The sequence below is a fragment of the Komagataeibacter diospyri genome (genome assembly GCF_043995075.1).
In the GTDB taxonomy this organism is placed as follows: Bacteria; Pseudomonadota; Alphaproteobacteria; order Acetobacterales; family Acetobacteraceae; genus Komagataeibacter; species Komagataeibacter diospyri.
Genome location: NZ_CP171836.1, coordinates 2,807,659 through 2,833,013, shown reverse-complemented (window position 1 = coordinate 2,833,013; position 25,355 = coordinate 2,807,659). Strand labels below are relative to the sequence as shown.

Below are 25,355 nucleotides of genomic sequence, written 5' to 3'. Positions count from 1 at the left end.
GAATACGCAAGCCCGGAACCATACCGGACAGGCCGACAGCATTGATACGATACAAATTAAACTATTATCTAATGCAGCATTAGCGGGGCTGCCCCCTCATCCGCCGGATCAGCAGGCGGCAGGGCCGGAAGTGGCGGGGAAGCCGGGGGCGCTGCCGTAGGGGCCTGCGAGGGAGACAGGGGCTGTGGCGCGTCAGCAGCCCCCGTACCGGTCGTGGGCGACGGGGGGGCGGCGGCCACCGGGGCCGGGCTGCCATCCGCACCGGGCTGCGGGGCGGCGGCAACCGTCAGCGGCGGCGGCACGGGGGCCACGGCATCCCCGCCGCAGCCCGCAAGCTGTACGTCATATAGCGGGTTCTGGAACACGCCGGTCGCGGGTTCAGCTATGGCCATCCAGCCCTGAAAGGCCGCCATGCCTTCATGCGCGTCATGCACTTCCAGCCATGCAGCGCTGTCCGCTGGCAGGGTGGCCGGGCGCTGCAGGCATGACGTGGCGTGCAGCGTCAGACTTTTATATGTCACATCCTGCCCCGTGGGGATGTCGAGCATCTGGATATGGGCATCCAGCTTGTCCAGCACCCGCACCGTGGCAATGGTGCGTCCCTGCCACGTATCGGGGGGATACATGGCGGGTGGGGCCAGCCATTCAGCGGCATGGGCGCAGGCGGGCAGGCTGGCAAGCAGGGCGGCGGGCAGGCAGCGCAGCAGACGCCTCATGCCTTCGGGCTCCGCAGGCTGTTCACAAGATCCAGCAGGATCTGGCGCATCGCCGCCTCATCCACGCCCATCAGGATCGCGTCCTCGAACGCATCACGGAGAATACCCTGCAATTCAGTATGGTTTTCCTGCAATATCAGTAATTTGTCACGACACGACACCGGCGCGCCATCGGGTTGCGGCCAGACCTTTGGCATGCCCGCACCATCGCCTGCCTCATGGTTCATGGTGTCTCTCCGCCCGCAGGGGCCTGCGCAGGCCGGGAAGCCTGGGCCTTGTCCTGCCGGGCCTTGGTCAGCGTATCGGTGACGGAGAAGATGAACTTGCTCAGCAGCTGCTCAAGGCTGATCGCGCCCTGCGTCTGGCCGATCGTACCGCCGGGGGCCAGCATCCTGTCATCCCCACCCGGCGAAAGGGCGATGTATTTGCCCCCCAGCAGGCTGTCGCTGGTAATGATCGCCGCCGTATCATCGGGCAGCTTGATATCGGGCCGCACGGTAAAGGTAACCTGGGCTACAAAGGTTTTCGGATCGACATGCTCATCGACCACCTGACCGACCGTGATACCGGCCAGCCTGACGTCCGATCCCACGGACAGGCCATCGATATGGGCAAAGCCCGCATTCAGCCGATAGCCTGATTCATGCGGACGCCCCTTGTCCAGCACGGCATAGGCCAGCAGTCCCGCCAGTACGGCCAGCACGGCAAACCCGGCAAGGAGTTCCGCAGGCTGGCGGACCGCCCGCCCTGAAACAGCAGCAACCATGTTGGCAAAGCTTCCCCAATATCCAGTAGCGCGCACCCTAGCAGGTTACGCCACCGGTTTCATCCCTCGGGGTACCATGCCTCATAATCGCTGGTAGTTGAAGCCCGCTGCCCACCGCGCAGGTCGCTGCCGGGGGGATGATACGCCGCCACCGTCCCGGTCTGGTTGGGCTGCCACGGCTGCTGCCATGGCTGGCGCGCGCTTTCGGGCAGGGGCGCATTCTCCATATGGTGCAGCCAGCCCCACCATTCGGGCGGGACGGCGGATGCGTCCTCCCCCTTGTGATAGATGACCCAGCGTTCATGACGCTTTTCCCCGCCGCCGGTGCGGTTGGGTGTCCGGGCCTCATAATAAGGTCGGCCATCGGCGTCCCTGCCGACCAGCCGCCCCTTGAAATGCGTATAGATACGGGTGCCTAGATTTGCCATGACCGAAGCCTAGTCCGCCCGCACGCGCGCGGTCCACGCGCATGTGCGCGACCGGCCGTCACATCTGCGGGATCAGGGTGGCGGCAGGGCTGCATCCATGCCCCCCGCGCGGTTACCGGCCTGACGGGATGCGCTATCGCGCAACGGGACTCGATTCCTGCCGTCAGCGTGGCAGCACAGCGCAATTTCATCGCTGTCCCGACCCATGCATACTTATCCCCCATATCCACGGTATCCAGTGGAATGTATAGTTGCGACTCCGGTCCAGACGGGTTCCGCACGCCCTGTCCGTGCCGGTAAAACAGAAGGCATGACAGCACGAAGCCACTGGAACGGCGTGCGCATGCGAACCGTAGAGGCCGCAGCGGACCCCGACGACGCACCACGTTCCGTTACCCTGCCCGCCGACTGGGATGACACGGCAGCCGAGGCCCTGGCCCAGCTTGCTCCCGGCCATGGTCCCGCCAGCCTGCCGGCGGAGGCGGCGCGATGGATAGACGACCTGTGTACGGGCGAGGTAGCCGGCCCCACGGTCCGCCCCATCGCGCGCACGCTGTCGTGCCTGCTGCTGATGCGGCAGGCGGCCCCCGCGGAAAGCCTGTGGCATGGCCACCATGACCGCAGGCCCGCCTTCGTGGTCAACCTTGCAGCCTTTGTCGAAGCCGATAACGGGTTCATGGCCACCGATTTTGTCGCGGCCCTGCGCCTGCTGGCCCGCGTGCTGCGCGCGGTGTCGCGGCAGAAGATGCCCATGCGCAATGGAGAACTGCCGCTGCCCGACCCGTTGGGCCGGACCACTCCGCACCTGCGTGCCGTTCCCGCCCCCACTGTCGCGGATCCGCATGAACGCCCGCCCACGGCTGGCGCCATCCTGCTGACCAACCTTGACGCCTGCCTTGCAGGGCTGGGGCTGGATTATGACAGCGAGGCCGGGCGCGACGCGGCATGCAGCATCGTGGCCCTCGCCACCCTTGTCGCCCATTCCGGCGAGGGAGCGGACGCCATGCCCCTGCCGCCCGTGCGCAGCATCCTGCCCGGTGTCAGCCAGATCGCACGCACGGTGTGGCAGGAAGCCGCCGTCGAGACCGACTGTCCCGTCGCCCGCGTCGAAACCGGCTTTTCCACACCCGGCCCGATTGATGCGCTGCTGGGGGTGGAATCATGCGGGCTGGCCCCGGTCTTCTCCCCCCTGCGCGCCGACGGGCGTCTGGCCACCAGCACGCTCGCGCGCCTTGCCTGCCGGGGGCTGACGCTGGAAGCGGCATTCGCAGCGACCCTGGCGGGGGACACCGTGCTGCCGCTGCCCGGTGCCGCATCGCATCAGGCCATGCACCGCGCGCTGAGCGGGTTCGTGGACCGCGTGCCCGCCCGCCCCGATGCCACACGCGACACGCTGGCCACCCGCGCGGGGCTGGAACGTGGCGCACGCCGCCCCCTGCCCGCGCGCCATGGCGGCTTTACCCAGAAGGCCAGCGTGGGTGGCCACCGCCTGTTCCTGCGCACGGGTGAATACGCTGATGGGTCACTGGGCGAAATCAGCCTGACGCCCACGCGCGAAAGCCCGATGGTGCGTGGCCTGATGGATACGCTGGGGCAGGCCGTCAGCATCGGCCTGCAATATGGCGCGCCGCTGGAAAGCTATGTCGAGGCGTTCGCCTACACCCATTTCGGCCCCGCCGGCACGGTGGAAGGCGACCCGGTTGCATCCTATGCGACATCCATGCTGGACTACGCCTTCCGCGCGCTGTCCGATGCCTATCTGGGCCGCAGGCTACCCGACGCCCCGCATGAGGACATGATGGTGGACAGCCCCGCCCCCATGCTGCCGCTGAACCTGCCCGAATCCGGCAATGACGATGGCGATGACACTCCCCCACGGCGGCGCAGGCTGCGGCTGGTCGGATAACGCGACGGCCCTGCCTCCCCCGCCCCTGACGACAAAGGATGACCCGATGCCCGACACCACCCCCGAACAGCGCCTGAAGCAGCTTGGCATTGTCCTGCCCACCCCGGCCGTGCCGGTTGCGAATTACGTCGCGGCCGTCATCAGCGGTTCCTCGCTGGTGGTATCGGGGCAGTTGCCGCTGGTGGATGGCAAGCTGCTGACCACGGGCAAGCTGGGCGACAGCGTTGCCGTTGAACTGGCGATCGAGGCCGCGCGCTACAGCATGGTCAACGTCATCGCGCAGGTTAAGGCCGCGATTGGCGACCTGTCGCGTGTCAAGCGCGTGGTGCGTCTGGGCGGGTTCATTGCCTGCACACCTGACTTCACGCAGCATGCCGCCGTCATGAACGGCGCATCCGATCTGGCGGTGGCGGTGTTTGGTGACGCGGGCCGTCATGCGCGCTCCACCGTGGGCGTGCCATCGCTGCCGCTCGATTCGGCTGTTGAAGTGGAAGGCCTGTTCGAAATAGGCTGAGGCAAAGCCCCACCACAATAAAAGGGAGCCTGTCATGACCCCAACGCCCCACGCGGTTTTTCCACTGGCGCGCCCGTCATGACCGGCACCACCATGATCCTGCACCGCAGGATAGCCGAAATCCCGGCGCACGAATGGGATGGCTGTGCGGGCGATGACAACCCGTTTGTCAGCCATGCCTTCCTGTCCGCACTGGAAGACAGTGGCTCTACCGGACCGCAGACCGGCTGGATGCCCCAGCACCTTGCCCTGCGCGACGGGACTGGACGCCTGCTGGCGGTCGCACCACTTTATGCCAAGGGCCATTCCTACGGCGAATATGTGTTCGACCAGCAATGGGCGCAGGCCTTCATGCAGGCGGGCGGGCAGTATTACCCCAAATTGCAGGTGGCCGTCCCCTTTTCCCCCGTGCCGGGACCGCGCCTGCTGGTACACCGGGACGCGCCGGATGCTGATGTCCTGCGCCAGCTTGCAGGCCGGGCGCTGCGGCAGGCCTGTGGGGAACTGGACCTGTCGTCGGTCCATGTCACGTTCTGCACGCAGCATGAATATGACCTGCTGGGACAGACCGGCTGGTTGCAGCGCCTTGGAATGCAGTATCACTGGGACAACTGCGACTACACCAGTTTCGATGATTTCCTGGATACCCTTGCGTCCCGCAAGCGCAAGGCCATCCGCCGCGAACGGCGTGACGCCAATGCCTGTGGCCTGACCTTCCATACCTGTCGCGGCAGTGAGATCACCGACGCCCTGTGGCATGATTTCTATCAGTTCTACCTGTCCACCGTGGACCGCAAATGGGGCAGCGCCTATCTCCAGCCCGGCTTTTTCCCGCTGCTGTCGCAACGGCTGGGGGACCGGGTGGTGCTTATGATTGCAAAACGCGATGGGGTGCCGGTGGCGGGAGCGCTCAACCTCATGGGACGCGACACGCTGTATGGCCGCAACTGGGGACGGCTGGAGGGGGACTGGCCCTTCCTGCATTTCGAGCTGTGCTATTACCGCGCCATTGATTTCGCCATTGCCCACGGGCTGAAGCGGGTGGAGGCAGGTGCGCAGGGTGAACACAAGCTGCAGCGCGGCTATCGCCCCTGCCTGACCCATTCCGCCCACTGGATCAGCCATCCCGGCCTGCGTGAGGCGGTAGCGGAATTCCTGCGCCACGAACGTACCGCCATCATGGCAGGACTGCCCGCGCTGGACGCCATGACCCCCTACCGCGCCGGGTCGTGATGGGCATGATGATACATGTCATGCCGCATGAACACCCGGACATGATAGCGTAGCATGACGACTGGCGGCCCGCAGGCCGCAGCCTGACAGCCAAGGAGCGGCCCCCCATGTACGCAATGCGACTGCTTGCCCCCCATACTCCCCTGCAATGGACCGAACTGCCCGACCCCACGCCGGGACCAGGGCAGATCCGTGTAAAGGTGGGGGCATGTGGCGTGTGCCGCACCGACCTGCATGTGGTGGATGCGGACCTGCCCTTTCCCGGCCATGCGCTGACACCGGGGCATGAAATCGTGGGCCGGATCGATGCCATCGGCCCGAATGTGGAAGGCCTGCATATGGGCCAGCGCGTGGGCATACCGTGGCTGGGCCATACCTGCGGCTGCTGCCATTACTGCGAAACCGACCATGAAAACCTGTGTGACCACCCGCTGTTCACCGGCTACACGCGCGATGGCGGCTATGCCACCATGGCGGTGGCTGATGCGCATTTCACCTTCCCTCTGCCCGATGGGGATGACGACGTGGCGACGGCCCCGTTGCTATGCGCGGGGCTGATCGGCTGGCGGTCGCTGGTCATGGCGGGGAAGGATGCGCGCAGCATCGGGCTTTACGGTTTCGGGGCAGCAGCCCACATCATAGCCCAGGTGGCGGTATGGCAGGGACGCTCGGTCTACGCCTTCACCCGGCCGGGTGACACGAAAACGCAGGAATTCGCCCGCTCGCTGGGTTGTGTCTGGGCTGGCGGATCGGATGAGCAGCCGCCCGAACAACTGGACGCCACCATCATATTCGCCCCCGTGGGCGCGCTGGTGCCCGCCGCACTCAAGGCCGTGCACAAGGCCGGGCGCGTGGTCTGCGCGGGCATCCACATGAGTGAGATCCCCGCCTTTTCCTATGACCTGCTGTGGGAGGAACGCCAGATCGTCTCGGTCGCGAATCTCACAAGACAGGATGGCATCGATTTCCTTGAACTGGTGCCGCGCGTGGGCATACGCACCACGACCACCCCGTACCCGCTGAAAGAGGCGAACAGGGCACTGGATGACCTGCGCCATGGCCGCTTTGAAGGGGCCGCGGTCCTGGTGCCCTGACCATGCGTGGCCAAAGGCGGGGATGACGGCCACAGGGTGCGTATGTTACTGGTGCCATGATCGCCCGCCTGTTTTGACGCGCCCTACGGCAACCGGCCGAAAGGCACAATGCCCATGCAGGTGGAAAATACCCCCCGATCCCCGCCGGAAGGGTATTCACGACCGCTGCAAAAATGCCCCCGCCATTATTATTTCTGGCTTTTGGGGCAATCATTCTTTATGCACCGGCCTTCTCCCTGACGCATGAACACGGGCCGGCGGCCAGTTTCCTTCCTGCGTCGCCCGTGTTCTTCATGTTTTTGTCCGGATTGCCCGATACATGCCGTTTCCCGAAACCCACCCCGCCCTGCAACGCGCGCTGGACGAGCGTGGGTACGATAACCCTACCCCCGTCCAGACAGCCGTGCTGGATGTCGCCGCCGAAGGGCGCGACCTGCTTGTTTCCGCCCAGACCGGGTCGGGCAAGACCGTCGCCTTCGGGCTGGCCATGGCCGATACCCTGCTGGGTGGGGCCGAACATTTTGGCCCGGCGGGTCCGCCGCTGGCCGTCATCATCGCGCCGACACGCGAACTGGCCATGCAGGTCACGCGTGAACTGACGTGGCTGTACGCACCAGCGGGTGGCCGTATCGTATCGTGCATCGGCGGAATGGACGCGCGGCGTGAAGCCCGTGCGCTGCAGATGGGTGCCCATATCGTGGTCGGCACGCCGGGCCGGCTGTGCGACCATCAGTCGCGTGGCCGTCTGGACATGTCCCAGTTGCGCGTGGTCGTGCTGGATGAAGCAGACGAGATGCTCGACCTCGGCTTCCGTGATGAGCTTGAGCAGTTGCTTGACGCCATGCCCAAGACGCGTCGCACGCTGCTGTTCTCGGCCACCATCGCCAAGGAAATCGCGTCGCTGGCGCGCCGTTACCAGAACGACGCCGTGCGCATCGACACCCTGTCGGGCGCCAAGCAGCACGCCGATATCGAATACCGCGCCATCGTCGCCGATGCGCGCGAACTGATCCCCGCCGTGGTCAACGTGCTGCGCTATACCGACAGCCAGACCACCATGGTGTTCTGCGCAACACGTGAAATGGTGCGCCACATGCAGACGGCACTGGTGGAGCGCGGCTTCTCCTCCGTCGCCCTGTCGGGTGAACTGGGGCAGAACGAACGGACGCGTGCCATCGACAGCCTGCGCAAGGGTCAGGCCAATGTGTGTGTCGCAACCGATGTGGCTGCCCGTGGCATCGACATTCCCGCGCTTGCGCTGGTGATCCACGCGACCCTGCCGACCGACCCCGCCACCCTGCTGCACCGTTCGGGCCGCACGGGCCGCGCGGGACGCAAGGGCGTGTGCGTGCTGATGGTGCCCATGTCGCAGCGCCGCCGCGCCGAACGCCTGATGCAGGGTGCCAAGATCACGGCCACATGGTCCGGTGTGCCGACGGCCGCTGACATCCGCGCCAATGACGCCAGGCGCCTGCTGGCCGATCCCGTCCTGAACGAGGACGTGGCTGAGGCGGACAAGGAACTGGTTGGCCAGCTGGTTGAAGGCCGCAGCAGCGAACAGCTTGCCGCCGCCCTGCTGCAGATGTACCGCGCCCGTCTGCCCACACCGGAAAACGTGCGCCACATCACGCCTGACGCCCCGCGCCCCGTACGTGAGCGCAGTGAGCGCGACGGTCCCCGCCCCACACGCGACAGCTACGCCAGCGCCGAACCTGGCGCATGGTTCGCCATGAATGTGGGCCGGCAGGAAAAGGCCGACCCCAAGTGGCTGATCCCGCTGATCTGCCGCCTTGGCGGCGTGCGCAAGGCGGATATCGGTGCGATCCGCATCAACGATACCCAGACCCTGTTCGAGATCACTCCGGATTCGACCGAGAAATTCCGTTCGTGCATTGCCGCGATCGAGAATGACGAAGTGCAGATCACACCCGCCAGCGCACCGGCTGGGGGTGCTCCGCGCCGTGGTGGTCCGCCGCCACGTGGCGGGCGTCCGTTCGGGCGCAAGCCCGGTGGTGGTCGTCCCGGTGGCGGGTTTGGCGGGCCGCCGCGCGGTGCGGCGTCCTCCCGCAAGCGTCCGCGTTCATAAACGCGGCACGCAACCCGATAAAAGACGCTGTGTTTCTTTCATGCCCGGTTTCAGCCGGGCATGTCTGTTTTCATGACCCTATGTCAGGACGGGACTGCCGTGTTGAAACTTCGTCATTCCATCTTCTGCCTGTTTAGCCTTCTGGCGCTGCTGACCGCAGCCCCTGCCCATGCTGATCCCGATACCGCGCTGGGCCGCGAACTGGCGTCGGCCATCGGACATTACGCGCCTGATACCGACCTGTTCGGGAAAGGGCCGCTGGCCACCGTCGTAAAACAGGCACTGGGGGCACAGTACGACAGCTTCATCCGGAACATGGAAGTAGCAGGCCCGCTGGAGGCTGCGGGCGACGTCCTGTTCATTACCGGCAACCGACGGCATGAAGGTGGCAGCCGCACTGCATGGCTGCTGATTGACCGGGGGGGACGTAACATGACGGTTGGCCTGCTCAACCCCGGCATGCTCTCACTTTACACAATCGGCCCGGTCCCGCTGACCAAACCTGCCGATGTGCGGACCCTGATTGAAAACCTTGATGCCGACCCACCGTTCTGTAACCAGCCACAGGACCTGCCACCGGGCGGACGGCTGAACTGGCAGGGCATGCTGGAAGCGGGTGGCACATGCGTATATCGCATCGGCCTGCATCAGGGTGAGCAGGTGACAGCGCGGCTGGATGCCCCCGCTAACGGGCTGGAACTGCGTGTTATTGACCCCCATATGAACCATGCCGGCGTCACGTGGTCATGGACCGTGCCGCGCGATGACCTCTACCTTGTCGAGGTTGCTCCACGCCCCGATGCCACGGTGCAGAAGGGACGCGCCTTCCGTCTGGGCATCAGCACGCACCCCTGATAAAAAAGGTCCGTTCCCTTGCGGAAACGGACCCTGAAAAAGGTGGGCGACCGACATGGCCGCATTCCGATGGCATGAACCTGTTCAATATTTTACTGGCTGTTGCCACCGCCCAGGAAATTATTGAGACTGGAGCCGGTCTGGCTTTTCAGATCATCCCAGCGCTGGCGTTCGGCACTGCCTGCGTTGCGCAGGTTGTCCAGACGGTTTTTCGGGGCATTGCGAATCGCATCCAGACGGTCGCGACCATTCTGGATTTTATCGTCAACACGGCTGCGTGCGCTCTCCAGCTTCTGCTTTTCCGCATCACGGGCGTTATCCCAACGGCCAACCGTGTTGTCATGCAGGCTGTTCACCCTGTCATCGTAATCCTGCTTGAGGTTCTGCTGACGGTCCCGCAGGCGGCTATCCGCGCAATTGCCCGCCTGTGCCGCACGGCCCAGCAGATCCCAGCCAGGAGTGTTCTGGCCATTGTCGCAATCAGCCGCCATGGCCCCTACGGTTCCCCCCACGGTTGCACCGGCAAGGGACAGGGCAAGAAGATATTTATGGAATTTCATCAACAGGACCTTGAAGCAATTGTTTTCTACATGAATTTTACGAAAATCATAGACCATATTCCGGTCGGGAATATGACAACGCACCCACTTCATGCCTGAATATAGTAATCAATTCGCCAATGCATAGCGCATGTAACACATGCCACCCTTCTTACTGGCGCAGGCAAACACGCCACGCATGGTGGACATGCCGTAATAATGCCACTATGTGACACGGACAAGCACACACGCCCATACCTGAACCCCGGTCACGATCCATCGTGAAAAGACGGCGGTGCGCATACCTTGTTCCTTGGCGGTCCCTGTCCCATGTGGAATGAACCTTATCTTGAAACATGCTGCCGTTCGGCCCTGCACCGCCTGAAACTGAGCGGTCATGACGGCCGCCCGGCCCACGTGCCCGATGCGCCCTGCCTGAACCGGCTCAGCCACATGGGACTGGCGCGCAGCGAAGAAAACGACCGCTTCATCCTGACCGGAGCGGGCGATGCCCGCCACCGGACCGAAATACTGAAATTACCCGCATGATCAGCCATGACGACATCTGGCGCGCCATCGACCGGCTGGCCGCAGAACGGGGGCTGACACCTTCCGGCCTTGCACGGGCGGCGGGACTGGACAGCACGACCTTCAATCCGTCCAAACGGATCACGTCATCGGGCCGTCCCCGCTGGCCCGGAACGGAAAGCCTTGCACGCACACTGTCGGCCACGGGCATTTCGTTTGAAGGGTTCAGTCGCCTGCTGTCTGGCCACCACGATCCCGAGGTATCGAGCAAGGCCCATCATTCCCATCTCAGGATCGCTCCCTTCTCGCAGCTTGCCCACCCCGAGCTGTTTGACGAAACCGGGCTGCCAGATGGCGAACGGTGGGAAAAGTGGGAATTCCACGGCATGGCCGACCACCATTCCTATGCCGTGCATGTGGATTGCGACACCATGGAACCGATCTTCCGCAAGGGCGGCACGCTGGTCATTTCCCCTACCGCCGCCATCCGTGTGAATGACCGTGTCCTGCTTCATACACCGCAGGGCACATCATGCTGCGGGCTGGTGGCCGAACGCTGGCACGATGCGCCGGTAACCGCCCCCCTGCATGAACTGGTGCGCATAAAGGGACTGGCCGCGATCGAGGGGGAGGAAATCATCGTTGACGGCGCGACCCGTATCCACCGCATTACGATGGCCTGCATGTAACATTGCGTGCAGGCGGCGATATTTTCCGTATTATCGTGACAGGTAGCGGCTGACTTTCTCCCCGATTTACACTATGTCTCGCCCATGACCGACACGCCCCTCTCCCTGATCCGCAATTTCTCGATCATCGCGCATATCGACCATGGGAAATCCACCCTGGCCGACCGCCTGATCCAGGCATGCGGCGCGCTGACACAGCGGGAAATGACCAACCAGGTTCTGGACAACATGGATCTGGAACGTGAACGAGGCATCACCATCAAGGCGCAGACCGTGCGCCTGTCCTACCCTGCCGAAGATGGCAAGACGTATGTCCTGAATCTCATGGACACGCCGGGCCATGTGGATTTCGCGTATGAGGTCAGCCGATCGCTTGCCGCGTGCGAGGGGTCGCTGCTGGTGGTCGATGCGTCACAGGGGGTGGAAGCACAGACACTGGCCAACGTGTACCAGGCCATCGACGCCAACCATGAAATCGTGCCGGTCCTCAACAAGGTAGACCTGCCCGCCGCCGACTGCGCGCGCGTGAAGGAGCAGATTGAGGAAGTCGTCGGCATCCCCGCCGATGACGCGGTTGAGGTTTCGGCCAAGACCGGCCTGAACATCGAGGCCGTTCTGGAAGCGCTGGTCAAGCGCCTGCCGCCCCCCACCGGCGATGCGGAGGCTCCGCTCAAGGCGCTGCTGGTTGATAGCTGGTACGACCCCTATCTGGGTGTCATCACGCTGGTACGCGTGAAGGAAGGTCGCCTGAAACGCGGCATGCGCATCCGCATGATGTCCACCGGCGTGGTCCACCAGGTGGATCAGGTGGGCGTGTTCGCCCCGCGCATGACCAACGTGGACGAACTCGGCCCGGGTGAAATCGGTTACATCAACGCCGCCATCAAGACCGTGGCCGACACCAACGTGGGCGACACCATTACCGATGACCGCCGTCCGGCCAGCGACCCCCTGGCGGGCTTCAAGCCCTCCATTCCTGTGGTGTGGTGCGGCCTTTATCCGGTCGTGGCCGATGATTTTGAGAAACTGCGCGACAGCCTCTCCAAGCTGCGGCTGAATGATGCCTCCTTCCATTACGAAGCCGAGACTTCCGCGGCACTCGGTTTTGGCTTCCGCTGCGGATTTCTGGGGCTGCTGCATCTTGAAATCATCCAGGAACGCCTGAGCCGCGAGTTCAATCTCGACCTGATCGCGACCGCCCCTTCGGTTGTCTACAAGATGCAGCTGACCAATGGGGAAACGGCGGAACTGCACAACCCCGCCGACATGCCCGACCTGTCGCTGATCGAGAAGATCGAGGAGCCATGGATCAAGGCAACGATCATGGTGCCTGACGAATACCTTGGCGCGGTGCTGACCCTGTGCAGTGAACGGCGCGGCGCGCAGGAAGACCTGACCTATGTCGGCAACCGCGCCATGGCGGTCTATCGCCTGCCGCTGAACGAGGTCGTATTCGACTTCTACGACCGCCTGAAATCGGTCACGCGCGGTTACGCCAGCTTCGATTACCAGATGGACGGGTATGAGGAGAGCGACCTCGTGCGCATTTCCATCCTTGTCAATCAGGAGCCGGTGGATGCCCTGTCATTCATCGCCCACCGCTCGGCAGCCGAAACGCGCGGGCGCTCCATCTGCGCCAAGCTGAAGGAACTGATCCCCCGCCAGCTGTTCAAGATTGCGGTGCAGGCCGCGATCGGCAGCCGGATCATTGCGCGTGAGACCATTGGCGCCATGTCCAAGGATGTGACGGCAAAATGTTATGGCGGCGATATTTCGCGCAAGCGCAAGCTGCTGGAAAAGCAGAAGGAAGGCAAAAAGCGCATGCGTCAGTTCGGCAAGGTCGAAATTCCGCAGAGCGCCTTCCTCGCCGCACTGAAGATGGACCAGTAACCCCTGTCCCGACCTGTCACACCATAATTGTGACAGGTCGGACGGACATGGCGTTTTCCACTTGCGCCAATAAAAATTGGTGATATGTTCCGCACGCATCGGACCCTGCCATCCCGACAGGATGGCATATAGTCTGGTACCGGCTGGAGAGATGGCCGAGCGGCTTAAGGCGCACGCTTGGAAAGCGTGTGTACGTTAATAGCGTACCGTGGGTTCGAATCCCACTCTCTCCGCCATATTCTATATTCCCCCCATAAAATTGACCATTTAGCTGCGCACGGCATTACAGTTTTGTATGATGTAGTGACATATCGCAGGGTATGCGTGACGTGCATGGTATTATCTGCCGTCCGTGCATAATACCTAGCAAGCTCTACAGCGATACAATATCTGCGTCGGACAGGTGCCCGCATTGGCCGCTTACGCACCCCTCCAATCTTCTCCTTAATGGTATCTCGTACGCATTCTGTGACCTCTGTCAGCATCAAGGGCATCGCAATGAATATGAAGTCCCGATACCGCCGCCAATCATCCATTTACGCAAACAGGGCTGATCTCCTTCAGGCAACTATCGACCAACCGAATAACTGACATCTGCACTGGCTAGAAAAAGAAAGCAGAAATGCCGGTTCCAGAAATCATAAAAAATATAGCTGGTTGAATTCCCCCCCCCAGACTACCGATCAATGCCACAATGGCAATTTATCCTGCTGGTAACATGACTTCAGCAGGTGAACATGGTCCTTCACAGCGATTGGCGAGTTGCGGACACTCCAGGCAAGAATAGAGCATTGCCCGGTCCATCAGGGTGGCCTGGATCCGCCCATGGCCAGATGCCAATCCCACTGTATCCAGTGGTTACGCTGGGCAACGGCCGCCTGCGCCTGACGGACAGTGTTAAGAGCGGCTGGCATGGCATAGCCTCTACCGTCATTCTGAAAATCTTTTTGCAACCGGGTGCCCATCTGGTCGCTGAACGCATCGTTAGCCGTATGGCTGTCGCCAACCTTACGAAGCAGGGGCGATATGGGAACCTCTGATTGCGATGATACGTTTTTGTGGCAGGACACCGCCACAGGATCTGCGGCATAGAATACCGGTTGTTTTTTCCGGCGTTATGGAATGGCGAACCGGAGTCTGGTGCAGACGCACGAACCACTGAGGGCTTTCATCATACGCAACACCTTTCCCGGCGTTCCCCACCGGGCGGTAGCTATAGGGAAAAATCTTGCATGCGCTTCATGAGCATATCACGAACATGGAGACGCATCCCACCATTCCGGCAAAACGGCGAAAGACACCAGCAACCCGCCCGGGATCGGCCTGCCGCCGCGGACATCTGGTCGCAACGCAGGGCGAGAACGACGGGCTGTTACAGACTGCAATCAGGCCCCGGCAGAGGCCAGACCGGCAGAGTGAAATTCTGGTGTTTATTCATTTTAAAATATCTGTTATTGCCAAAAATTATGCGGTATATTTTGCAACATTTAAAAAACAGGTTGGTAACTCTATCCGCTATTGCTTTTATTTCTATTTTTTCTTTAGAAACGGTATCTTGCCAGGCGTCTGATATTTCAGATCATTCATCGCTGGTGGATGAAGTTGCCGTAGCCGTCCCCACAAAACAAGGACAGACTGCCCTCTTCCATCCGCTTTCCCCAAGTGACGCCTCCCGTATCCGCACAGCTTTTGCAGATCAGTCCGCCGGCAATTTTAGACAGGCAGATGTCCTGCTGAAACAACTGAAGGATAACAGCCTGACCGGCACTGTGCTGGCAGAACGGTGCATTCATACATCATATGCCTGTGCGACACCCATGCTGGAAGACTGGCTGGTGCATTATCAGGACCTTCCCTCAGCCCCCATGATGCGGGCATTGCTGGAATCCCGCACCGATCTGCCGGCGAATACATCAACGCGATCCCCGGCAACAGCACCTGTCAGTGGAAATGGTGCATCCGGGGACACCATCAACGCAGCGGATGCACAAAATCTTTATGTACAGGGACACGATCAGGTCGTTCTCAGCAAGGCCATGCCCACATCCGTCCTTAGGGACGTGAGCGGCAAGGTGGCATTTTATGCAGGCCTGTCTGCCTGGCGGCTGGGGAAGATGCAGCAGGCACAGCTCCTGTTCGCATTGGCTGCCAATGCTGATAACGGTTCCAGAGATTTACGTAGCGCTGCTTCCTGGTGGGCAGGTCGTGTAAGCGGGCATACTGGCAATACGAAAGATGCCTTGCGCTGGCTGGTACAAAGCACCCGTTGCAAAGACTGCTTTTATGGGGTGCTTGCACGCCATGCCCTCAATAAAAACGGCGCACAGATGTATGATGCGGGCGTGCCCACGGTTGTTGATGTCAGTGCGGTTTCCGCGCGGCCCGCAGGCCACCGTGCCCTGGCGCTTCTTCAGGTTGGCCGCGTGGATTTAGCCGAGGCCGAACTGCGCACTGACTGGGTGAGTGCAGAAAATACCAATGCGCGCCAATCCATAGGGCTGATTGCACACGCAGTCGGGGACGCGGCCGAAACATCCGATGCAGCAGCCAGCCGCGCGGGTACCAGCAAACTTGTTCCTGGTCACACTATTGACCTACCGCAGCATTTTACTCCACGCGGCGGGTTTGTGGTGGATCCGGCGCTTATTTATGGGATTGTTTCCATTGAGTCGCGCTTTCAGCCCACGGTCGTCTCCAGAAGTGGTGCAAGGGGGCTTATGCAGCTCATGCCGCGTACAGCCGCGAATTTCGTCGGCGGCCAAAAGGAGGATTTAAGTAATCCTTCCATCAATCTGCAGGTCGGGCAGCGTTACCTGATGGCACTTGCCCGGGACGGGCAGATCAACAATCATCTTATCCGCCTGCTGGCCAGTTATGCAGTCGGCCATACTGCAGTGGCCCACTGGAATGCCTCCGAACACGGCAACAATGAGTCTCTGGCCTTTCTGGAGGCCATTCCCAACCCCAGGACCCGGAACTGGATCGAGACAGTACTTCTCCATAGCTGGATGTATTCAGAAAAGCTCAATCGCCGTCCCATAAGCCTTGACCTGCTGGCTGAAGGCAAGAAAGCCAATCTGCCGCTGGAAGCGGAAACATCCCTACAGTAAAGGCTGATTTTTCCTAATAATATTTTGTTTCCATGGAATCAGCAGTATGCGCACACGCAGAATTCCGACAAAAATGTGCGTACTGTTCTTTCCGGATACCGATGATCTGTTCTTCCATACACTGGCAGTATTTCGACATCCGTATCCCTCTTATCCGACCTCCACTTCAAAATGGTCATGGTTCCGGGTAATGCATCACGAATTTTTTCGAGACAGATTGACGAATCTACAGGATCATCTTCATGGGAAGACCTGAATTCATATAGATATACAATTGACATTACATTTATAAACCTTGGTAAAATGTAAATACGATTGTAAATTATGGTATAAAATTCCGTTTTCTGGTCCGTTATCTCAGGATAATTCCTTATTCACGGAGACGGGCCTCCTGCTTCCGACGCGCCAACCGCGTCTGGCACTGTTCGTATCGGGCATAACAATAATACAGTATAATACCATCAGGCCCTGCCAGCATATGCCGGTATATTGATGCAGAGGAGTGAAGGGTTATCGACGTATCATTTTATTACAGATATCATGAACAAGGTCAGACAAGGGGCAGGCATTCCCTTGCACCGCAGGGAAAAGCCCTTGCAGAATGTCGGGTCTGGCGCGTATCAGGCGCTACGACAGGATATTGCGGTCAGGGAAGTATGTAGTTCATTGGAAAAGAGTTATTTAAACGACAGAACCTGCAAGCCAGCGACAGACAGGGTCGCCGTCGTGACAGGGGCAACCGGTGGCATTGGGCAGGCACTGGTACGTCGCATGATCGGGCGCGGCTATCGAGTAATCATATTATCCCGACAGGCACAGGTGAACATGCCCGGCGTCATGCCGGTTGTATGCGACCTGACCAATATGGACAGCATATGCAACGCTGCCAGAACAATTATCCAGCATGCGCCGCAACTGGACGTTATCGTGCATTGCGCAGGCATCATCACACCCCGACCGGTTGGCCAGATGGGCACGCAGGAAATCGCCGACCAGATCACGGTGGACCTGACCGCCCCCATTGAACTGACCAATGCCCTGCTGCCAGCGATGCGACGCGGTGGACATATCGTATTCGTCAATTCCATGGCGGCGGTTTTTCCGCTGGCGGGCAGCAGTGTCTACACGGCGGCCAAATTCGGCCTGCGCGGTTTTGCCCGTGCGCTGGAACAGGAACTGCGTCCCCGGCGCATACAGGTGTCATCCATATATCCCGCCAGCGTCAATACACCCATGCTGCGCCATGAAATGGATGCAGGCGGGTCAATATACAATTTCATTGACCAGCCACAGGAACCCGATGTCACGGCGCAACGGATCCTGGAATGCTGCGAACGCAACAGCCGGGAAATCTTCAGTTCTGTCTTTGACAAACTGTTCACCCATGCCTGCCTGGCGTCCCAGGGGCTGCTCAACCTAAGCCTGCCGGTCATGAAAATTCTGGGACGGATGGGCTACCGTACCTACAAACGGCGCACCTCACGCATGTAACGGATCAGGAATTGCCTCAAGCAGTCGGCTCATGAAGCGCCCTGCAGATCAAACAAAGTTTTTGGTGAAGTTTTTCCAAAAGTTTCGAAGAATGCCGCCTTTTAAAAAAAGGCGGCACCCAAAAACTTTTATTTTTTATCAACCATTTATCAGGCATTTTCTAACAGGTTACGGGCCAGCGCATTATGCTGCCGGGCCAATGCGGCCGGGTCATGCGCCGTAAACTGTCCGTCCCGGATCAGCACCCGTCCATTGACGATGCTACAGGCCACCCGCCCCGGCGTGCAGAACACCAGGGCCGCCACCGGATCGGACTGCGCGCCCGCATGGTCAATCCCGCGCATGTCGAACGCCACGATATCCGCTGCCATGCCGGGGGCAAGATAGCCGACATCATCGCGTCCCAGAACCGCAGCGCCACCGCGTGTTGCCAGTTCCAGCACCTCACGCGCCTGCATCATGGGCTGGTTATCACCTGTGGGCAGCAGACGCCCCAGCAACATGGCCTGACGGGCTTCCCCCAGCATATGGCTGCCATCGTTCGAGGCCGAGCCATCCACCCCCAGCCCGACCCGCATGCCCGCCGCCGCCATCCGGCGTACCGGGGCAATACCCGATCCCAGCCGCATGTTGGAACACGGGCAATGCGCCATACCGGTACGGGTCGCGCCAAAACGGTGAATACCCGCGTCATCCAGTTGCACACAATGGGCATGCCAGACGTCCCTGCCAACCCAGCCGGTGTCCTCGGCGTATTCGGCGGGGGTCATGTTGAACTTCTCGCGGCTATAGGCAATGTCGCTGGCATTTTCAGCCAGATGGGTATGCAGCATCGTCCCCGTCGCGCGGGCAAGGGCAGCGGCATTGCGCATAAGGTCGCGGCTGACGGAAAAAGGCGAACACGGGGCCACTGCAACCCGTAACATCGCCAGTGGCGCGGGATCGTGGTAGGTTTCGATCACGCGCTGCGTATCCGACAGGATGGCGTCCTCATCCTCCACCACGCGGTCCGGCGGCAGGCCCCCCTTGCTTTCACCAACGCTCATCGCGCCACGGGCGGCATGGAAACGTATGCCCATCTGCCCTGCCGCCTCAATTTCATCATCCAGCCGCGCACCATTGGGAAACAGGTACAGGTGGTCGCTGGTGGTGGTGCAACCCGACCACAGCAGTTCCGTCATGGCCGTGCAGGCGGAAACGCGGATCATGTCCGGCGTCAGCCCCGCCCATATGGGATAGAGCGCCTGCAGCCACCCGAACAGGGATGCATCCTGTGCCGCGGGAATGACACGCGTCAGGGTCTGGTACATATGGTGGTGGGTATTGACCATGCCAGGCATCACCACGTGTCCCGTCATGTCGATAACATCATCCGCAGCGGGCAACGGGTCCGCAGGCGTTCCGATGGCCGCGACCTGCCGGTCATGCACCAGTACCCATCCCCCTTCGATTTCGCGCCTGTTCCCATCCATCGTTACCAGACGCAGCGCATTTTTGAGCAAAAGGGAACGGACCATGCATTACCACCTTGGAAATTAGTTCAGGACAACCAGTCGATAGAAATAACAGGAGCTTTTGGACACTGCCTTTTTTCAAAAAGGCGGCATTCCCTGAACCTTTTTGAAAAAAGCTTCACCAAAAACTTTTTCATGTCTGGCAGGATATCGCATCGACAGATTTCTGGAACCGTTCATGGAGAAAGGGAAACGTTGCGTTTATGCAGGTTTTCCAGCGGAGTGCCTATATGAAAGACCACTGCCCGCACGACCGGCACGCTGCGGTCCATTAGGCATATGCCCTGTCCGTAGAGTAAAAAAGACATTGGATGAACCGGCAGGCTTCACCCATGTTCCATGGCAGGAAACTGTCCACTCACCACGCCAGCATGAAGGAACCCAGGCAATGCCAGCAACCCCGTCCCCCCTGCATGTCGATCCGCTTGTATGGGGCCATGGCCCGCGTGTTTTTGAAGCTTTCCTTGAACCAACCTGCCCGTTTTCGGTTCGTGCGTTCAACAAGCTGCCCGACCTGCTGGCCAGGGCGGGGGAAGACCGGATCACCATCAGGCTCCGCCTGCAGTCCCAGCCATGGCACATGTTTTCCGGTGTCATCATACGGTGCATCCTTGCGGCCTCCACACTGGAAGGGGGCAGGGATACAGCCCGCGCCGTCATGGCGGCCGTAGCTGCGCATCGTGAGGAATTCGAATTTACCGATCACTGCGCCGGTCCCAATATGAATGCAACGCCAAACGACATCATCAAACGGATCGAACACTATAGCGGCGTGAAGCTGGCTGCGGCCTTTGCCGTGCCTGAACTGCAGAAAGCCATCAAGTGGCAATGCAAATATAGCCGCCAGAACGGTATCCACGTTTCCCCCACCTTCATGGTAGACGGCCTGATCGACCCCGCCATCAGCAGTGGCGATACGGTCGAGGCATGGATGGAACGTATTTTCGCCTGAAGGACGTTTTGGTGAAGCTTTTTTCAAAAAGCTTCGAAAGAACGCCGCCTTTTTGGAAAAAGGCGGCACCCAGAAACTTTTGCCATTCTTTACCAGCCGGAATCCCACGCGCCACAGGCGCATTGCATGGATTACCGTATTTTGGGGAAAAAATGGTGCCGGGTGAGGGATTTGAACCCCCGGCCTTCGGTTTACAAAACCGCTGCACTACCACTGTGCTAACCCGGCATGACAATGAACAACGTCCGGCAATATGGACGATTCACCGCACCTGTCCCCCTTTTTGCCGAAATGCCCCGCATGGTCAAGCAGGGATTCCACCCTTTAATGCGCGGCCATCCGGCGTGCCCATACGGCACGGATACGGTCACGTTCAGCACGGCTCAGGTTACCGGAAACCGTGCCGGTTGCCTGCTGTGCCGCAGGAACCTTGCGCGCCCGCGCGGCACGGCGCGCAGGACGCGAGGCATGGGGCGCGATGCCGGCGGCCGGGTTTTCATTCACCTCCCTGATCGCCTCGGCGCATGACGACTGTTTGCCCACACCTGCCTCGATTGTGGGCAGCAGCCCCACGGGAGAGAAAACAAAGCCCGTCAGCACCGACGCCACAGCCCGGCCGATTACTTCCGCCCCGGGCATGATGCTGGGATGCTTGAGCGGCCCGGTAATGTGCAGCGGACCGGGAAAGGACGCGATCGCGAAATGCCGCGAGCGTGTCAGCAGGGCGTATTTGATGGTGTTGTCACTGAAGTTGATATCCCCCTTGCCCACCGTGGAGGTATCGCCCGTTTCCATCAGCATGGTTCTGGTATGGAACACGCCATCACGCAGCGGCATGTCCGCGATCAGGCATTTCAGGTCTGTCCTGGCAGGCAGGCCAAGGGCGGACAGCAGCGCCTTGCCCAGTTCCAGCCCCAGCAGGTCGGGCAGAATGGCGGAAATATCCCCGCCTTCATCCAACGCCATGGTCACACCGCCATTGCCATCACCCACGATCTGCGCCAGCGACTGCCCATGGCCATGCACCATGATATGGCCACCAATCGTTCCCTGCCCCTGATAATTACCCAGTGCCTGCATGAGGCGGGACAGATCGATCTGTTCCATATCAACCCGGATGCGCGCATCGACACCGTTGCCCTGCGGCACGAAGGTACCGCTGCCGGCAAGTTTCCCCTTGCCCACGCCAAAGCTCAGGTGATGGACATCAATCGTCCCGTCCCGGATATCCACCAGCGCATCGATGTTATCCAGCGGCACATGCCGGTTTTCGATATGGTCCCCATGATAGGCCAGATGGACATTGGTGGCCTTCAGCCTGGGCAGGTTGATGGGCGTGGTAGGCAGTACGGCGCCACTGGCCTCATGCGCCTTCTGTTCCGCCGCCTGCTGCGCGGTGGAGGGATGATCCCCCGGTGTCGCCCCGAAGAAGCCGCCAAGGTCGGCAAGGTCCACATGGCGTGAATGCAGTTCGGCATCCACGAACGTCACCACCTGGTGTGGATCGACACTCAGCGTGCCGCCAAGGTCGCTGGACCCGACCGTACCCTCGAAATCATGGAAGCGCACGCGCTGGTCCTGGTAATCAAGACTGCCCGCCACATGGTAGGTGGGTGTCTGCGGGATCACCACCCCCGTCAGCGGATACAGCAGCGACATGTCCGGCCCCGCCAGCGTCAGCTTCAGACGCGCACCCCGGAACGATAGCGGGTCATCCACCGACCCCACCAGCGTCAGGCGCGTGGGACCATGATGCACCTCGACATCCACGGGATAGGGCTTCGTCCTGTCCGCCAGTGAAACCAGCGCCCCGCCTGAAAAATGCCCCGTGATGGCCTGCCCGGTATAGGTACCGCGTACCTCCGCCACGATACGGGCTTCCGCATCCCCTTTCGCTGGCGTGGTATGCACCTGCGCGCGCATATCGCTGCGCAGGCCCGCATGCACGAAATGCAGCTGCCCGTCGGCAATGTTCAGTTCACCGATGCGTGGCATGGCCGTGGACCCGCCATCACTGCCGCCGGGGAAATGATAATTGGCGGTCCCGTCACGTTTTTCATCCAGTTCCACGACCGGCCTGTCCAGCGCGATCACCGGCAGGTCAACCGTCCCCCCCAGCAGGTGCCACAGGTTGACCCCCACCATCAGATGATCCGCCGTGGCGAATGGCGGCAGGGTGGCAAATCCGTCAGGTTCATCAATATGTACGTCGTCGGCGGTGATGCGGATCACGCGGCCTACATGCACATGCAGGTGCGCGATCGTGACCCTGCGCCCCAGCGCAGCACCTGCCCGGCGTTCCACCAGCGGGATGAACCAGTCCCATGACCAGAAGATGACCAGCGCCAGGATCGCAACCGCCAGAGCTCCCAGCACCGGAAAACGTATCCGCGCAAACACGCCACGCCGTTGTGCCGGGGGTGATCCATCCTGACGGTCCGGTTCTGGCATGCCGCGTGCGCTCCTTGTGCAATGGCGGGTAAGGTATCAGATGAACGAATGGCCGCAGGTGGAGTTGCGCGCCCTGCCCGTCCCCATCCCTACCCGCCCACGGTTAACGGCAGGTTTGGACTGGCGCGCAGGCCGCGTGTCCTGTATGCGGTCAGGCGATATTGTTCCCCCTATGCTAACCCCTTTGTCGCGAGAGGTCACCGTCATGCCCGCCTATCGTTCCCGCACTACGACCCATGGCCGCAACATGGCCGGTGCGCGCAGCCTGTGGCGTGCAACCGGCATGAAGGACGGTGACTTCGGCAAGCCGATCATCGCCATCGCCAACTCGTTCACGCAGTTCGTGCCCGGCCATGTCCATCTCAAGGACCTGGGCCAGCTTGTGGCCGGCGCGGTGGCCGAAGCCGGTGGCGTCGGGCGTGAGTTCAATACCATCGCCGTGGATGACGGCATCGCCATGGGCCATGGCGGGATGCTGTACAGCCTGCCGTCACGCGAACTGATCGCGGATGCGGTGGAATACATGGTCAACGCCCACTGCGCCGACGCGCTGGTGTGCATAAGCAACTGCGACAAGATCACGCCGGGCATGCTGATGGCGGCGATGCGGCTGAACATCCCGACCATCTTCGTCTCCGGCGGGCCAATGGAAGCGGGCAAGATCATCAATAACGGCGCCGAGCAGCAGGTTGACCTCATCACATCGATGGTGGCGGCGGCCAATTCCGATGTGACAGATGAACAGTCGGCCACGATCGAACGCTCCGCCTGTCCCACCTGCGGGTCATGTTCGGGCATGTTCACCGCCAATTCCATGAACTGCCTGACCGAGGCGCTGGGCCTTGCCCTGCCGGGCAATGGCAGCCTGGTCGCAACCCACGCCGACCGTCGCAACCTGTTCGAGCGCGCAGGGCACGAGATCGTCGCCCTCGCCCGCCGCTGGTATGAAAACGACGATGCCACTGTCCTGCCGCGCGGCATCGCCACCAAATCCGCGTTTGAAAATGCCATGTCGGTCGATATCGCCATGGGCGGGTCAACCAACACCGTGCTGCACCTGCTGGCGGCGGCGCATGAGGGCAAGGTACATTTCACCATGTCCGATATCGACCGCCTGTCCCACAAGGTGCCCAACCTGTGCAAGGTTTCGCCGTCGCGCATGGATATCCACATGGAGGACGTGCACCGCGCCGGTGGCATTCCCGCCATCATGGGCGAACTGGCCCGCATGGGCCTGCTGCACATGAACGCCCCCAGCGTGCATGCCCCCAGCGTGGCGGCAGCCCTGGCAAAGTGGGATATCAGCACCGATACAGTGGATGAGGACGCACGCACCTTTTTCCGCGCGGCCCCCGGTGGCGTGCGCACCACGGAAGCATTTTCGCAGGCCAGCCGTTACAAGGCGCTGGATACCGACCGTGCCAATGGCGCGATCCGTAATGCGGAACATGCCTACAGCCAGGACGGTGGCCTTGCGGTGCTGTTCGGCAACCTTGCGGAAGACGGTGCCATCGTCAAAACCGCGGGCGTTGCCGATAACCTGCTGACGTTTACGGGGCCGGCCCGCATCTTTGAAAGCCAGGACGCAGCCGTATCCGCCATCCTCGGCAATAAGATCGTGGCGGGTGACGTGGTGGTGATCCGCTACGAAGGACCGAAGGGCGGACCGGGCATGCAGGAAATGCTGTATCCGACCAGCTACCTGAAATCCAAGGGGCTGGCTGAAAAATGCGCCCTGATTACCGATGGCCGCTTCTCTGGCGGCAGTTCAGGACTGTCGATCGGCCACATCTCGCCCGAAGCGGCGGAAGGCGGCATTATCGGGCTGCTGGAGGAAGGCGATACGATCGAGATCGATATCCCAAATCGCATCCTGCGCACCACCGTAAGCGATGCGGACCTTGCCGCCCGCCGCGATGCGATGGAAGAACGGGGCGACCGCGCATGGCAACCGGACCGCACGCGCGAAGTCTCCGTAGCCCTTCAGGCTTACAGCGCCCTGACCACCAGTGCCGCGCGCGGTGCCGTGCGTGATGTCAGCCAGCTTGGCCGCCGCACCAGCCGCTGATACATCTGGCGGCCTGACAGGCTGTTTGAAAACAATGAAGGTTTCTGAATGCCGCATTTTTTCAAAAAAGCGACATTCTTCTGAAGCTTTTTGAAAAAAGCTTCACCAAGAAACTTCCTTATGATTGCAGCCTGTCCAACAGCCTTTTACGATACCGACGCCCCGGCGGGACACAGGTTCCCAACGGGGCGTTACGCGTTTTATGGCTACGCCTCGCGGAAAGTGACGGCCTTATGCCCCATGCGGCGGAAGGTCGCCGTAACCCGCTGCTTCAGCGCCACCAGATCGGGCAGGATGGCATTATGCAGGCAGCGCACGCTGTCATGGGTTGCGTAGAAACGCAGCGAGGAAGCAATGCCCGTAATGATGGCCGCCCCCACGAACACGCCATCCACTTCTATGATCTTTGACTCAAACATGGTTCCCTGACCCACACCACCGGTTACGCCAGCCCGTGCGCACGACTGCCCCATGGGCCAACCGTACCAACATGCTGCCACCGGCAGTATTCTTCTGATTTCCATT

22 protein-coding genes and 2 tRNA genes are annotated in these 25,355 nt (G+C 61.1%); 14 read left to right on the top strand and 10 right to left on the bottom strand.

What is annotated here, in order from left to right; translation table 11 throughout:
- Window positions 1–68: 68 nt before the first annotated feature.
- From ACE2AA_RS13290 to ACE2AA_RS13270, 5 genes are all read right to left on the bottom strand, one after another.
- Complete coding sequence (locus tag ACE2AA_RS13290; protein WP_395370092.1) at window positions 69–716, bottom strand: DUF2155 domain-containing protein; 648 nt, start codon at window positions 714–716, stop codon at window positions 69–71.
- Window positions 713–943 carry a hypothetical protein gene (locus ACE2AA_RS13285; RefSeq protein WP_141261862.1) on the bottom strand — a complete coding sequence of 77 codons (231 nt, stop codon included), beginning with the start codon at window positions 941–943 and terminating at the stop codon, window positions 713–715. The genes ACE2AA_RS13290 and ACE2AA_RS13285 overlap by 4 nt, the downstream gene beginning before the upstream one ends.
- Entirely contained in the window at window positions 940–1,482 is a 543-nt protein-coding gene (gene mlaD, locus ACE2AA_RS13280) for an outer membrane lipid asymmetry maintenance protein MlaD (RefSeq protein WP_395370090.1), read from the bottom strand. The genes ACE2AA_RS13285 and mlaD overlap by 4 nt, the downstream gene beginning before the upstream one ends.
- Window positions 1,483–1,541: 59 nt before the next feature.
- A complete protein-coding gene (locus ACE2AA_RS13275; RefSeq protein WP_141261860.1) occupies window positions 1,542–1,910 on the bottom strand; it encodes an NADH-ubiquinone oxidoreductase subunit NDUFA12 family protein in 369 nt (122 codons plus the stop codon).
- A 72-nt stretch (window positions 1,911–1,982) separates the two neighbouring features.
- Entirely contained in the window at window positions 1,983–2,117 is a 135-nt protein-coding gene (locus ACE2AA_RS13270; protein ID WP_395370088.1) for a hypothetical protein, read from the bottom strand.
- Between the two features lie 136 nt (window positions 2,118–2,253).
- Between ACE2AA_RS13270 and ACE2AA_RS13265 the strand changes: the two genes are divergently transcribed.
- The 6 genes from ACE2AA_RS13265 (at window position 2,254) to ACE2AA_RS13240 (ending at window position 9,598) form a co-directional block, all read left to right on the top strand.
- Window positions 2,254–3,816 (top strand): vitamin B12-dependent ribonucleotide reductase, encoded by a 1,563-nt coding sequence (locus ACE2AA_RS13265; protein ID WP_141261859.1) that lies wholly within the window; start codon window positions 2,254–2,256, stop codon window positions 3,814–3,816.
- Between the two features lie 46 nt (window positions 3,817–3,862).
- Window positions 3,863–4,330 carry a RidA family protein gene (locus ACE2AA_RS13260; RefSeq protein ID WP_141261906.1) on the top strand — a complete coding sequence of 156 codons (468 nt, stop codon included), beginning with the start codon at window positions 3,863–3,865 and terminating at the stop codon, window positions 4,328–4,330.
- Between the two features lie 78 nt (window positions 4,331–4,408).
- Window positions 4,409–5,563 (top strand): GNAT family N-acetyltransferase, encoded by a 1,155-nt coding sequence (locus tag ACE2AA_RS13255; RefSeq protein ID WP_162851955.1) that lies wholly within the window; start codon window positions 4,409–4,411, stop codon window positions 5,561–5,563.
- A gap of 107 nt (window positions 5,564–5,670) precedes the next feature.
- Window positions 5,671–6,657 (top strand): zinc-dependent alcohol dehydrogenase family protein, encoded by a 987-nt coding sequence (locus tag ACE2AA_RS13250; RefSeq protein WP_141261858.1) that lies wholly within the window; start codon window positions 5,671–5,673, stop codon window positions 6,655–6,657.
- Window positions 6,658–6,976: 319 nt separating this feature from the next.
- Window positions 6,977–8,743, top strand: coding sequence for a DEAD/DEAH box helicase (locus ACE2AA_RS13245; protein ID WP_395370085.1), 1,767 nt, complete (start codon window positions 6,977–6,979; stop codon window positions 8,741–8,743).
- 99 nt (window positions 8,744–8,842) lie between these two features.
- Complete coding sequence (locus tag ACE2AA_RS13240; RefSeq protein ID WP_141301943.1) at window positions 8,843–9,598, top strand: hypothetical protein; 756 nt, start codon at window positions 8,843–8,845, stop codon at window positions 9,596–9,598.
- A 92-nt stretch (window positions 9,599–9,690) separates the two neighbouring features.
- On the opposite strand, the gene ACE2AA_RS13235 is transcribed toward ACE2AA_RS13240, so the two are convergent.
- On the bottom strand, window positions 9,691–10,158 hold the full coding sequence (locus ACE2AA_RS13235; protein WP_141261855.1) for a hypothetical protein: 468 nt from the start codon (window positions 10,156–10,158) through the stop codon (window positions 9,691–9,693).
- Window positions 10,159–10,467: 309 nt separating this feature from the next.
- Between ACE2AA_RS13235 and ACE2AA_RS13230 the strand changes: the two genes are divergently transcribed.
- From ACE2AA_RS13230 to ACE2AA_RS13205, 6 genes are all read left to right on the top strand, one after another.
- A complete protein-coding gene (locus ACE2AA_RS13230) occupies window positions 10,468–10,686 on the top strand; it encodes a hypothetical protein (RefSeq protein WP_141261854.1) in 219 nt (72 codons plus the stop codon).
- Window positions 10,683–11,354 carry a helix-turn-helix transcriptional regulator gene (locus ACE2AA_RS13225; RefSeq protein WP_141261853.1) on the top strand — a complete coding sequence of 224 codons (672 nt, stop codon included), beginning with the start codon at window positions 10,683–10,685 and terminating at the stop codon, window positions 11,352–11,354. Before ACE2AA_RS13230 ends, ACE2AA_RS13225 begins: the two co-directional genes overlap by 4 nt.
- Window positions 11,355–11,438: 84 nt before the next feature.
- Window positions 11,439–13,244: a translation elongation factor 4 gene (lepA, locus tag ACE2AA_RS13220; RefSeq protein WP_141261852.1), complete on the top strand. Its 1,806-nt coding sequence runs from the start codon at window positions 11,439–11,441 to the stop codon at window positions 13,242–13,244.
- Between the two features lie 145 nt (window positions 13,245–13,389).
- Window positions 13,390–13,480 (top strand) — tRNA-Ser (locus ACE2AA_RS13215).
- A gap of 1,179 nt (window positions 13,481–14,659) precedes the next feature.
- Complete coding sequence (locus ACE2AA_RS13210) at window positions 14,660–16,354, top strand: transglycosylase SLT domain-containing protein (protein WP_395370082.1); 1,695 nt, start codon at window positions 14,660–14,662, stop codon at window positions 16,352–16,354.
- A 726-nt stretch (window positions 16,355–17,080) separates the two neighbouring features.
- Window positions 17,081–17,845 carry an SDR family oxidoreductase gene (locus ACE2AA_RS13205; RefSeq protein ID WP_141261851.1) on the top strand — a complete coding sequence of 255 codons (765 nt, stop codon included), beginning with the start codon at window positions 17,081–17,083 and terminating at the stop codon, window positions 17,843–17,845.
- A 149-nt stretch (window positions 17,846–17,994) separates the two neighbouring features.
- Here the strand turns inward: ACE2AA_RS13205 and ACE2AA_RS13200 are convergent, their stop codons facing one another.
- Window positions 17,995–19,362, bottom strand: coding sequence for an 8-oxoguanine deaminase (locus ACE2AA_RS13200; RefSeq protein WP_395370080.1), 1,368 nt, complete (start codon window positions 19,360–19,362; stop codon window positions 17,995–17,997).
- 385 nt (window positions 19,363–19,747) lie between these two features.
- On the opposite strand from ACE2AA_RS13200, the gene ACE2AA_RS13195 reads away from it, so the two are divergent.
- Window positions 19,748–20,311, top strand: coding sequence for a thioredoxin (locus tag ACE2AA_RS13195; RefSeq protein WP_141301937.1), 564 nt, complete (start codon window positions 19,748–19,750; stop codon window positions 20,309–20,311).
- A gap of 153 nt (window positions 20,312–20,464) precedes the next feature.
- On the opposite strand, the gene ACE2AA_RS13190 is transcribed toward ACE2AA_RS13195, so the two are convergent.
- Together ACE2AA_RS13190 and ACE2AA_RS13185 are read right to left on the bottom strand one after the other, a co-directional pair.
- A tRNA-Thr gene (locus ACE2AA_RS13190) sits at window positions 20,465–20,539 on the bottom strand.
- Window positions 20,540–20,635: 96 nt separating this feature from the next.
- Window positions 20,636–22,762 (bottom strand): AsmA family protein, encoded by a 2,127-nt coding sequence (locus tag ACE2AA_RS13185; protein ID WP_395370078.1) that lies wholly within the window; start codon window positions 22,760–22,762, stop codon window positions 20,636–20,638.
- A gap of 205 nt (window positions 22,763–22,967) precedes the next feature.
- On the opposite strand from ACE2AA_RS13185, the gene ilvD reads away from it, so the two are divergent.
- Window positions 22,968–24,830: a dihydroxy-acid dehydratase gene (gene ilvD / locus ACE2AA_RS13180; protein WP_395372212.1), complete on the top strand. Its 1,863-nt coding sequence runs from the start codon at window positions 22,968–22,970 to the stop codon at window positions 24,828–24,830.
- Between the two features lie 206 nt (window positions 24,831–25,036).
- Here the strand turns inward: ilvD and ACE2AA_RS13175 are convergent, their stop codons facing one another.
- On the bottom strand, window positions 25,037–25,249 hold the full coding sequence (locus tag ACE2AA_RS13175) for a hypothetical protein (RefSeq protein WP_110556578.1): 213 nt from the start codon (window positions 25,247–25,249) through the stop codon (window positions 25,037–25,039).
- Between the last annotated feature and the right edge of the window lie 106 nt (window positions 25,250–25,355).